Below are 10,866 nucleotides of genomic sequence, written 5' to 3'. Positions count from 1 at the left end.
CGCCGGTGGTGACCTCGGGGGCGGGCGATGCCGCCGGGGCGCTGACCGAGGACGGGCCGACGGATGTCACCGGCGGCCAGCTTGCCGCGAGCGATCCCGATACCGGCGCCGTGCTCAGCTGGTCGGGCGGTGCCGCCACCGCGCTTGGCGCTTTCGCGATCACCCCGGACGGGGCCTGGAGCTATACGCTCGACCCCGATGCCGCCCAGTCCCTCGCCGCGGGGCAAGAGGTCACCGAGACCACGGAGGTCACCGTCTCCGACGGGCTGGGTGGCACCGCGACCCAGACCCTGAGCGTCACCATCACCGGCACGAATGACGCGCCGGTGGTGACCTCGGGGGCGGGCGATGCCGCCGGGGCGCTGACCGAGGACGGGCCGACGGATGTCACCGGCGGCCAGCTTGCCGCGAGCGATCCCGATACCGGCGCCGTGCTCAGCTGGTCGGGGGGTGCCGCCACCGCGCTTGGCGCCTTCGCGATCACCCCGGACGGGGCCTGGAGCTATACGCTCGACCCCGATGCCGCCCAGTCCCTCGCCGCGGGCCAGGAGGTCACCGAGACCACGGAGGTCACCGTCTCCGACGGGCTGGGCGGGACCGCGACCCAGACCCTCAGCGTCACCATCACCGGCACGAATGACGCGCCGGTGGTGACCTCGGGGCCGGGCGATGCGGCCGGGGCGCTGACCGAGGACGGGCCGGCGGATGTCACCGGCGGCCAGCTCGCCGCGAGCGATCCCGATACCGGCGCCGTGCTCAGCTGGTCGGGCGGTGCGGCCACCGCGCTCGGCGCCTTCGCGATCACCCCGGACGGGGCCTGGAGCTATACGCTCGACCCCGATGCCGCCCAGTCCCTCGCCGCGGGCCAGGAGGTCACCGAGACCACGGAGGTCACCGTCTCCGACGGGCTCGGCGGGACCGCGACCCAGACCCTGAGCGTCACCATCACCGGCACGAATGACGCGCCGGTGGTGACCTCGGGGCCGGGCGATGCGGCCGGGGCGCTGACCGAGGACGGGCCGGCGGATGTCACCGGCGGCCAGCTTGCCGCGAGCGATCCCGATACCGGCGCCGTGCTCAGCTGGTCGGGCGGTGCCGCCACCGCGCTCGGCGCTTTCGCGATCACCCCGGACGGGGCCTGGAGCTATACGCTCGACCCGGACGCCGCCCAGTCCCTCGCCGCGGGGCAAGAGGTCACCGAGACCACGGAGGTCACCGTCTCCGACGGGCTCGGGGGCACCGCGACCCAGACCCTCAGCGTCACCATCACCGGCACGAATGACGCGCCAAGCCTCGACCTGCCGACCATCACGGCCACGGCGGGAACCATCAATTTCGGCACGCTGACCGCCACGGATCCCGAGGGCAGTGCGGTGACCTTTGCGCTTGATACGCCCTCGACCAATGCGGATGTGGTGGTTTCGAGCAATGGTGACTATCTCTACCTGCCCGGTGCGGGCTTCGTAGGGACGGATAGTTTCAAGGTCACGGTGTCGGACCCGGATGGCGGGATCCGCGTCGAGACGGTCACCGTTCAGGTCGCAACCTCTCTGGTCGTTTCGAACACCCCGGCCCCGGCGGCACTGAACCTGACGGCGGTGGATCAGGTGCCTGCGCAACAGCAGGACCCGGACCTGCCCGACCTGTTGCAGGACGCGGATGGGACGGATGATGCCGTTGACGCCTTGCTCGATGCGGCCTTTCCGGATGACCCGGACGCGGATCAGACGTCAACGGATGCAGGGGATGCCAGCGCCGATGCCCCGGATGCAGATGCCGGAGGAGCGGATCTCTCGGACGTGTTGGGCGGGCTCGGAGATTTCGCCAATCTCGTCTCCGTACAGGACGATGTTGTGGCGACCACGACGCCCTCGGCCTAGGGGCGCGAGATCCGCAATGCCGGGCTGCGACGGATCCACCAGCCCAGCGAAAACGCGAGCGCGCCCGCGCCAACGCCCCAAGGCCAGAGCGGAGCGTCCTTAGGCGCGGCCTCGGTCAGCGCAACCTGCTGACCCGGGGCCAGCACCAGCTCTTGCGCGCCGAGGGGTTTGCCTGCGTCGAAGCGGTCGATCCGGACGGTCACCGGCGCCGGAGCCTCGGCATCCAGGGCCCAGTGCAGGTCGCGCACCCCCTCGCCGCGCAGGACGAACCCGGCATAGAGATCAAGCGCGGGGCGCGCCGCCACGAGCTCGGTCGGGGTGACGCAGACCGCAGCGGCGATCGAAGCTGCAAGGGGTGTGTCGAAGGGCACCGGGCGCGCGCGCGGGTGCATGACCATGCCCATGGGGGTCGCCGGGACAGCCCCCTGCCCCGTCTCGATCCCCAGTTGCGGCCAAAGCTCCGGCGCGCGCGCATCGAGCCGCGCCTTGAGCGCTGCGTAGTCCAACGCCTCCGTCTCGGACCACAGATGGTCGGGCGCCATGCCAAAGACAGGCTCCAGCAAGACCGCGTTGATCCGAAGGTAGACCGTGGTCGCCATCCGGTTTTCATTGACAATAAACGTGACATCCGCCGCCCGCAGGGGCAGCGCGGTCAGGGTCAGCGCGCAGGCGAGCCAGAGGATGCGCAGAGAGGCAAGGCGGGTCCTGTCCATGGCGCAAATCATAGCCCTGATCCCCGGCAGGTCAGGTAAAATCCGCGCCAGAGGCGACGCGCCTAGTCCGGATTGCCCGGGCTCTTGCCTTCCCAGGCCTCGGCGACCCAAGGCGCGGGATAGAAAAACTGGCGCATGGCCTTGAGCTTTTTCTTCTGACCGAGGGCGCGTTTGAGATGCGCGAGCCGTGGCAGATGGGGCAACCGTTCGACATAGCGGCCCGCAATGGCATCGGGCGGGTTCAGGGCCCCGGCAAAGATCACGACCCGGGCATTCTTCGGCGGCTTGGGCGGCAGGAAGAAGTTCAGGGGAAAGCGCGGGATGCAATGGATCCGGAAATGCGCGACCAGGCCGCGCGGCCAGAACTTCACCCCGCCCGGGGCGTTCTTGGTCACGAAATGCTGCTCGAACCGGTATTCATCGGCCACCGCCTGCGGATCGGCGGCAAACATGGCCTGCAATGGGGCCAGAGCGCCCACGGGCATCCGGTAGATCGAGGTCTGCCCGAGCCTGTGCAGCGGCTTGGCCGGGTTGCGCGCCAGCACCACATCCTCGGGATCGCCAAACTCGAAGAACGGATCAAGCGAGCCGATGATCGCGCTGTCGAGATCCAGAAACAGGACCGGCCCTTCCAGATCGCCCAGCGTCGGAGCCCAGAGGCGGGATTTTGGCCATTGCCCGATCGTGTTCTTGGGCATGAAGCCGGGCATTTCCGGCAGATCGAAGCAATCCACCTCGGGGCGCACGCCCTCGCGCGTATCGGTGAAACACACGAAGCGGAAAGGCGGCGTCGTGTTGCGGGCCACCATCTCGTAGAGACGGTTGATGTAGACCGCGCCGTATTTCGGGCCCCAGTTGATGCACATGAACTGCTTTTTCATGGGCTGGCGCTAACACCCCGCGCTGCGCAAATCAATGATCGAGCCTGCGCATCCGCCGCAACCGGGGTGAAACCTGTGCCTTGACCGACGCGCCCGGACGTTAATAGTGTAAAGCTTAGACTTTACGCGCGCTACCTTTGGCGCAAGACAGGCTGCAAGATGACGCAAAAGAAAATCCGGAACATGGAGGAGTTCGCCCGCGTCTCCGGCATTTCGCGTCCCACCCTGTCGAAATACTTCAACGATCCCGAAAGCGTCCGGGCCTCGACCCGGGTGAAGATCGAGACCGCGCTCGAGCAGCATGACTACCGCCCCAATGTCTTTGCGGTGAACCAGAACCGCCGCACCACCAAGAATATCGGCGTGGTGGTGCCGAACCTCGCGGACCCATTCTTTTCCGAGATTGCCCGTCGGGTCGAACTGGCCTGTCTGGAGGCCGGATACAGCCCGATCCTGCTGAGCTCCCATGGGCGCCCCGAGATGGAGCGGGACAATCTCGAATCCCTCCGCTCGCTCAAGCCGGCCGGGGTCTTGCTGGCGCCGTTCGGACGGCGGCTGTCGAACAAGGCGGCGGTGCAGGCGTTTGGCGCGGACATCCCGCTCGTTCTGTTCGATGCGAATATGCAGGAAACCGGCGAGGCTTTTGTGGGCACGAACCACACCCAGAGCATCGACCTGATGGTGGAATATCTCTGCCGCAGCGGCGAGCCGCCCTGCCTGTTCGAGATGAAGAACCCGACCCACCCCAACGCCTTTGTCCATCGGCGCGCCTATATCGAGAGCATGGAGCAGCACGGCCAGACGCCCCATGTCTTTCAGGCCGAGGGCGGAGGCTGGAACTTCGAGGAGATCGGCTGCAGCGAGGGCGGCAGGTTGCTGGCCGAGCAGGCGTTCAACACCAACACGATCCTGTGCAGCAATGATCGCCTCGCCATCGGGATGCTCGCGGCGGCCTATCGCCTGAACATACCCGTGGGACACAGCGAAACCTGCGAGATTCGCGTGGCGGGACATGACGACCACCCGTTTTCACGCTTCACCTGCCCGCCCATGACCACGATTGCGCAGGATTACGAGGCCATCGCAAATGCCGCTGCGCGCACCCTGTTCGAGCGCATCGAGACCGGCACAACCCCCTCGGAACGCTCGGAAACTTTCTTTGACGGACGGCTCGTGATGCGCGACTCCGCCTGAGATCCAGCGTCCCGCGTATTTTTATTTTTTAACGCGCGTAAATTTTTATTGACGCAGCGCGTGCACTCCCGCTACCACTGGTTGCATCATCCAGACTGTAGGGAGGAACCGGATGTCTCTTAAAACCACGATGTATGCTGCGACGGCACTTGCGCTTGTCACGGCGACCGGCGCGTATGCCGCCGAAACCCTGACCATTGCCACGGTGAATAACGGCGACATGATCCGTATGCAGGGTCTGACCGACGATTTCACCGCCAAGACCGGGCACACGGTGGAATGGGTGACCCTCGAAGAGAACGTGCTGCGTCAGCGCGTGACCACGGATATCGCCGCAAAAGGCGGATCCTTCGACATCATGACCATCGGCATGTACGAAGCCCCGATCTGGGCCGCCAATGGCTGGCTCGTGCCCATGGATGACCTGTCCGCAGAATATGATGTGGACGACATCCTGCCGGCCATGCGCCAGGGTCTGAGCTATGACGGCACGCTCTATGCGGCACCGTTCTATGGCGAAAGCTCCATGGTCATGTATCGCACGGACCTGATGGAAAAAGCGGGTCTGGAAATGCCGGACGCGCCGACATGGGCGTTCATCCGCGAAGCGGCGGCCGCCATGACCGACCGCGAAAACGACATCAACGGCATCTGCCTGCGTGGCAAGGCCGGTTGGGGCGAAGGCGGGGCCTTCATCACCGTGACGGCGAACGCCTTTGGCGCCCGCTGGTTCGACGAGGACTGGAACGCCCAGTTCGACACGCCCCAGTGGAACGAAGCACTCACGTTCTTCGTCGACATGATGTCCGAATCCGGCCCGGCAGGCTATGCCACCAACGGCTTCAACGAGAACCTCTCGCTGTTCCAGCAGGGCAAGTGCGGCATGTGGATCGACGCCACTGTGGCGGCGTCCTTCGTGACCAACCCCAACGACTCCGAAGTTGCGGATAAGGTCGGCTTCACCCTGGCCCCCGATACCGGCCTCGGCAAGCGCTCCAACTGGCTCTGGGCCTGGGCCCTGGCGGTTCCGGCAGGCACCCAGAAAGAGGGCGCAGCCAAGGAATTCATCGAGTGGGCGACCTCGAAAGACTATATCGAGCTCGTGGCCGAGAACGAAGGCTGGGCCAACGTGCCTCCGGGTGCGCGGACCTCTCTCTACGAGAACCCGAACTACAAGGACATCCCCTTCGCTCAGAAGACCCTGGAGTCCATCCTGGCAGCCGACCCCAACAACCCGACCGTTGATCCGGTTCCTTATGTTGGTGTCCAGTTCGCCGCGATCCCCGAATTTGCCGGGATTGCCACCGAAGTGAGCCAGGAATTCTCCGCCGTCTATGCCGGTCAGCAGACCGTCGAAGAGGCCCTTGAGAAGGCTCAGGCCATCACCAACGACGCGATGGAAGCCGCGGGCTACCGCTAAGCGCTCCTCCCCCGCCCGGGGGGCACGCCAACTGCGTGCGCTGCCCCCCGGGCCCCTTCTTTTCTCTCAAAATTCCGGATCCTGTATAGATAGCCTCACGGCGATCAACAGAGGAGGTATGCCCAATGGCAACCCAACACTCCCGGTCAGCGGCGCGTCTTATGATGATGCCTGCGGTCGTCCTGCTCCTTGGCTGGATGCTCGTGCCCCTGATCATGACCCTGATGTTTTCCTTCAAACAGTACTTGCCGCTGCGGGGCGGCGATCTGGGCTGGGTCGGATTTGACAACTATGTCCGATTTGTAAGCTCAAGCGCCTTCTGGCCCTCGGTGATCGCCACATTGACGATCGTGGGCGGCGTTTTGTTGATAACGATTGTTTTCGGTATTCTTCTGGCCATCCTGCTCAACCAGCCCATGTGGGGCCAGGGTGTGGTCCGGATCCTCGTCATCGCACCGTTCTTCGTGATGCCCACCGTCTCGGCGCTGGTCTGGAAGAACATGTTCATGGACCCGACCAACGGCCTGTTTGCCCATCTCTGGCGATTTTTCGGAGCCGAGCCGGTCTCATGGCTATCCGAAGCCTCGATGACCTCGATCATCATGATCGTCTCCTGGCAGTGGCTGCCTTTCGCGACGCTCATCCTGCTCACGGCGATCCAGTCCCTGGACAGCGAGCAACTCGAGGCCGCGGAAATGGACGGCGCCCCGCCGCTCAAGCGCTTCGCCTTCATCACGTTGCCGCATCTCAGCCGCGCCATCACGATTGTTCTGCTGATCCAGACGATCTTCCTGCTGGCGGTCTTTGCCGAGATCTTCGTGACCACGGGCGGTGCCTTCGGAACCCGGACGCTCACCTATCTGATCTTCCAGCGTGTGCTTGAAAGTCAGAATGTCGGATTGGGTTCAGCCGGTGGCGTATACGCAATCATTCTCGCCAATATCGTTGCCATCTTCCTGATGCGCATCGTCGGCAAGAACCTGGACGCGTGAGGAGGACATCATGGCCCGCGCAGTTACTCAACAACGCAAGATGATCAACACCGCCTTTGCCTGGGGCATTGGCCTGCTGATCTTCTTCCCCATCCTCTGGACCATCCTCACCAGCTTCAAGACCGAGGCGACCGCGATTGCGGATCCCCCCGTGTTCCTGGCCTTTGACTGGACAATGGAGAACTACACGGCGGTTCTCGAACGGTCGAATTACGCCAAGTTCCTGTGGAACTCGATCATCATCGCTGGGGGATCGACCATCCTTGGCATCATCGTCGCGGTTCCGGCCGCATGGTCCATGGCCTTCGTGCCGTCCAAGCGGACCAAGGACATCCTGCTCTGGATGCTCTCGACCAAGATGTTGCCGGCGGTGGGTGTGCTCTACCCGATCTACCTCATCTGCATCAATCTGGGACTTCTGGACAGCCGTGTGGCGCTGGTCGTCATCCTGATGCTGATGAACCTGCCGATCATCGTGTGGATGCTCTATACCTACTTCAAGGAGATCCCCGGCGAGATCCTCGAGGCCGCCCGCATGGACGGCGCGTCGCTGAAGGAGGAAATCCTCTACGTTCTCACCCCCATGGCCATTCCCGGGATTGCGTCAACGCTTCTGTTGAACTTCATCCTGGCCTGGAACGAAGCGTTCTGGACCCTCAACCTCACGGCGGCCAATGCGGCGCCTCTGACAGCCTTCATCGCGAGCTATTCCAGCCCCGAAGGCCTGTTCTTCGCCAAACTCAGCGCGGCCTCGACCATGGCTATCGCGCCGATCCTCATCCTCGGCTGGTTCAGCCAGAAACAACTCGTCAGCGGCCTGACCTTCGGCGCTGTGAAATAAGGAACCTGACCTATGGGACAAATTCAGCTTAACCAAGTGACCAAAAGCTTCGGTGACGTTCAGGTCATTCCGCCTCTGGACCTCACCATCGAAGACGGCGAGTTCACGGTCTTCGTCGGGCCCTCGGGCTGCGGGAAATCCACCCTTCTGCGTCTGATCGCGGGACTGGAGGACATCACCACCGGGCATATCGCCATCGATGGCAATGACGCCACGGATGTGCCCCCGGCGAGACGTGGCCTGGCCATGGTGTTCCAGTCCTATGCGCTCTACCCGCATATGTCGGTGCGCAAGAACATCGCCTTCCCGATGAAGATGGCCGGGATCGACGAGGCCGAGCAGGAGCGCCGGATCTCGTCCGCGGCCAAGGCCCTGAACCTCACGGACTACCTGGAGCGTCGCCCCGGGCAGCTCTCCGGGGGTCAGCGCCAGCGGGTCGCCATTGGCCGGGCCATCGTCCGCGAACCGGCCGCCTTCCTCTTCGACGAGCCGCTGTCGAACCTAGACGCGGCCCTGCGGGTGGGGATGCGGCTGGAGATCTCGGAGCTTCACGAGCGTCTGAAGACCACGATGATCTACGTGACCCACGATCAGGTCGAGGCGATGACCATGGCCGACAAGATCGTCGTGCTGCGCGCCGGGCATATCGAGCAGGTGGGCTCCCCGCTAGAGCTCTATCACAGCCCGCGCAACAAGTTCGTGGCCGGCTTCATCGGGTCCCCGAAGATGAACATCATCGACGGTCCCGAGGCCCAGAAGCACGACGCCACGAGCATCGGCATCCGCCCCGAGCATACGGATGTCAGCACGACCGAAGGCCTGTGGGAAGGCCGCGTGGGCGTGGCCGAGCATCTGGGATCGGACACCTTCATCCACGTCCATGATACCGGGCTCGCGGATATGGTGACCGTGCGGATCACCGGCGATATCCAGGTCAAGCATGGCGACAAGATCTTCCTGTCGCCGCAGATGGACAAGCTCCACCGTTTCGATGCGCAGGGCCTGAGGATCGCATGACCGCCCTCGCCGGAACATCGGCGATGACCACAGGCTCCGCCCGGATTTCCGGGCGGGCCTTTGGCGCGACATCCCTGCGTGACAGGACCCTCCGGGGTCTCGCCGAGACCGCAGCGATCGCGCAGACCGCCCGGGCGTCTAGCGTCCGGGCCATCGCCGTCCCGTTGACCGCCGCCAAGCCCGTCAACGCCGCGACCACGCCCGCCCTGCGCGCGCGTGGTCTTGACCTCCGCCCCTCTCTTGCGCGCCACGCGGGCCGGGTCGGACCCTCTGAACACGCCAGGAGGATCTCGGATGACTGACCTGATCCCCCTGTCCAACAAGACGCTGGACCGGATCCCGATCCCGCACCCGACCTATGATCGCAGCCAGCTGACCCCCGGCATCGTGCATATCGGTGTCGGCAATTTCCACCGCGCCCATCAGGCCTGGTATCTGCACCGGCTGATGGAACAGGGGCGCGCCCATGACTGGGCGATCCTCGGCGCGGGTGTGCGGCCCTATGATGCGGCCATGCGCGAGCGGCTGCTGGCGCAGGACTGCCTGACGACGCTGATCGCGCTCGATCCCGGCAGCGTCTCGGCCGAGGTGATCGGTCCGATGATCGACTACCTTCCCATCGAGGAGGATCACGGCGCGCTGATCGCGGCCATGGCGGACCCCGCCACCCGGATCGTCGCCCTGACCGTGACCGAGAGCGGGTATTTCGTCGATCCCGTCACCAAGGGGTTCGACGAGGCCAATCCCGAGATCCAGCATGACGCGGCCCATCCGGACGCGCCGCGCACGGCCTTCGGGGCCATGGTCAAGGCGCTCAGGCTCCGCCGTGCGGCGGGGATTGGTCCCTTCACCGGGCTGAGTTGCGACAACCTGCAGGGCAATGGCGCGATCCTGCGCCAGACAGTGGTCTCGCTGGCGCGGCTTTCGGATCCGGAGCTGGCGGAGTGGATCGATGCCATGGGCAGTTTTCCGAACTCCATGGTCGATTGCATCGCACCGGCCACGGGCCCGACCGAACGCGCGCTTTGCGCCGATCTCGGGATCGCGGATGCCGCCCCGGTCACCCACGAGACCTTTCGTCAATGGGTGATCGAGGATGACTTCTGCGCCGGGCGGCCCGATTGGGACAAGGTCGGGGCCACCTTCTCGGATGATGTCCACGCCTATGAGACCATGAAGATCCGCATCCTCAATGCCGGTCATCAGGTGCTCGCCAATGCCGGAGAGCTTCTGGGGCTGGAGACTATCGCGGACTGCATGGCCGATCCGCTGGTCCGGGGGCTCTTTGCCCGGGTCCAAGCCGAGGAGATCACCCCCACGGTCCATCCCGTACCCGGCACCACGCCCCAGGCCTATGCCGAGCTGATCACCGCGCGCTTCGCCAATCCGCGGATTGTTGACACGACCCGGCGCGTGGCGTTTGACGGCTCGGCGCGGCACACGGGGTTCGTGCTGCCGATCCTGCGCGATCAACTGGCGCGTGGGGGCTCGGTCACCGGGCTGGCCCTGGTCGAGGCGCTCTGGGCAAGGATGTGCGCGGGGCACCGGGAGGATGGCAGCGAGATCGCCGCCAATGACCCCGCCTGGGACGAGCTCAACGCAGCCGCCTTGGCGGCGCGCGACCGGCCCATGGCCTGGCTCGAACAGGCCCGGCTCTATGGAGATCTGAAGGACCAGCCCGCCTTTGCCGAGGCCTTTGCGGGCTGGCTGCAGGCGCTCTGGGCCGAAGGGACCACCGCCGCGCTGACCCGTTATGTCGGCCCCGATCAACGGGCCGCACAGGGCGGCGGCTAGGCGAGATCGGCGGTGCCATGGGGGCTGGCTTTGGGCCGGTCCCAGGCCCGCCCCGAAAACGTGCGCGGGGTGCCGCAAGCATCCCGCGCCCATGTCACAATCACGGGCCACAGATAGGGCCACAGATAGCGCGC

Annotated in this window: 10 protein-coding genes; 8 read left to right on the top strand and 2 right to left on the bottom strand. The window is 65.1% G+C overall.

Going from position 1 to position 10,866, the window contains the following annotated elements; all coding sequences use genetic code 11:
* Nucleotides 1–1,880 (top strand): VCBS domain-containing protein (locus tag ACP15I_RS19690; protein ID WP_424976353.1); only part of this gene is annotated, 1,880 nt, incomplete at its 5' end.
* Here ACP15I_RS19690 and ACP15I_RS19685 read toward each other — a convergent pair.
* Nucleotides 1,877–2,593 carry a hypothetical protein gene (locus ACP15I_RS19685; RefSeq protein WP_424976352.1) on the bottom strand — a complete coding sequence of 239 codons (717 nt, stop codon included), beginning with the start codon at nt 2,591–2,593 and terminating at the stop codon, nt 1,877–1,879. The two genes, ACP15I_RS19690 and ACP15I_RS19685, sit on opposite strands and share 4 nt — an antisense overlap.
* 62 nt (nt 2,594–2,655) lie before the next feature.
* Nucleotides 2,656–3,474, bottom strand: coding sequence for a glycosyl transferase (locus ACP15I_RS19680; RefSeq protein WP_424976351.1), 819 nt, complete (start codon nt 3,472–3,474; stop codon nt 2,656–2,658).
* Between the two features lie 159 nt (nt 3,475–3,633).
* Between ACP15I_RS19680 and ACP15I_RS19675 the strand changes: the two genes are divergently transcribed.
* From ACP15I_RS19675 to ACP15I_RS19645, 7 genes are all read left to right on the top strand, one after another.
* Nucleotides 3,634–4,668 carry a LacI family DNA-binding transcriptional regulator gene (locus ACP15I_RS19675; protein ID WP_424976350.1) on the top strand — a complete coding sequence of 345 codons (1,035 nt, stop codon included), beginning with the start codon at nt 3,634–3,636 and terminating at the stop codon, nt 4,666–4,668.
* A 112-nt stretch (nt 4,669–4,780) separates the two neighbouring features.
* Nucleotides 4,781–6,088, top strand: coding sequence for an ABC transporter substrate-binding protein (locus ACP15I_RS19670; protein ID WP_424967922.1), 1,308 nt, complete (start codon nt 4,781–4,783; stop codon nt 6,086–6,088).
* Between the two features lie 125 nt (nt 6,089–6,213).
* Nucleotides 6,214–7,080, top strand: a complete 867-nt coding sequence (locus ACP15I_RS19665) for a carbohydrate ABC transporter permease (RefSeq protein ID WP_424967923.1) — start codon at nt 6,214–6,216, stop codon at nt 7,078–7,080.
* A 10-nt stretch (nt 7,081–7,090) separates the two neighbouring features.
* Nucleotides 7,091–7,921 (top strand): carbohydrate ABC transporter permease, encoded by an 831-nt coding sequence (locus tag ACP15I_RS19660; protein WP_424967924.1) that lies wholly within the window; start codon nt 7,091–7,093, stop codon nt 7,919–7,921.
* A 12-nt stretch (nt 7,922–7,933) separates the two neighbouring features.
* On the top strand, nt 7,934–8,938 hold the full coding sequence (locus ACP15I_RS19655) for an ABC transporter ATP-binding protein (RefSeq protein ID WP_424976349.1): 1,005 nt from the start codon (nt 7,934–7,936) through the stop codon (nt 8,936–8,938).
* Nucleotides 8,935–9,240 (top strand): hypothetical protein, encoded by a 306-nt coding sequence (locus ACP15I_RS19650; RefSeq protein WP_424976348.1) that lies wholly within the window; start codon nt 8,935–8,937, stop codon nt 9,238–9,240. The genes ACP15I_RS19655 and ACP15I_RS19650 overlap by 4 nt, the downstream gene beginning before the upstream one ends.
* The gene (locus ACP15I_RS19645; protein WP_424976347.1) at nt 9,233–10,732 is read left to right on the top strand and encodes a mannitol dehydrogenase family protein; all 1,500 of its coding nucleotides are present in this window, start codon (nt 9,233–9,235) and stop codon (nt 10,730–10,732) included. Before ACP15I_RS19650 ends, ACP15I_RS19645 begins: the two co-directional genes overlap by 8 nt.
* Nucleotides 10,733–10,866: the final 134 nt, after the last annotated feature.

Source organism: Dinoroseobacter sp. S124A, from assembly GCF_049801015.1.
Taxonomy (GTDB): domain Bacteria; phylum Pseudomonadota; class Alphaproteobacteria; order Rhodobacterales; family Rhodobacteraceae; genus Dinoroseobacter.
The sequence above is the reverse complement of the archived record's forward strand: the minus strand, read 5'-3'. Positions and strand labels throughout refer to the sequence as shown.

Coding starts and splice junctions, on each gene's coding strand:
- ACP15I_RS19685 (WP_424976352.1), bottom strand. CDS start 2,593: ATGGACAGGACCCGCCTTGCCTCTCTGCGCATCCTCTGGCTCGCCTGC.
- ACP15I_RS19680 (WP_424976351.1), bottom strand. CDS start 3,474: ATGAAAAAGCAGTTCATGTGCATCAACTGGGGCCCGAAATACGGCGCG.
- ACP15I_RS19675 (WP_424976350.1), top strand. CDS start 3,634: ATGACGCAAAAGAAAATCCGGAACATGGAGGAGTTCGCCCGCGTCTCC.
- ACP15I_RS19670 (WP_424967922.1), top strand. CDS start 4,781: ATGTCTCTTAAAACCACGATGTATGCTGCGACGGCACTTGCGCTTGTC.
- ACP15I_RS19665 (WP_424967923.1), top strand. CDS start 6,214: ATGGCAACCCAACACTCCCGGTCAGCGGCGCGTCTTATGATGATGCCT.
- ACP15I_RS19660 (WP_424967924.1), top strand. CDS start 7,091: ATGGCCCGCGCAGTTACTCAACAACGCAAGATGATCAACACCGCCTTT.
- ACP15I_RS19655 (WP_424976349.1), top strand. CDS start 7,934: ATGGGACAAATTCAGCTTAACCAAGTGACCAAAAGCTTCGGTGACGTT.
- ACP15I_RS19650 (WP_424976348.1), top strand. CDS start 8,935: ATGACCGCCCTCGCCGGAACATCGGCGATGACCACAGGCTCCGCCCGG.
- ACP15I_RS19645 (WP_424976347.1), top strand. CDS start 9,233: ATGACTGACCTGATCCCCCTGTCCAACAAGACGCTGGACCGGATCCCG.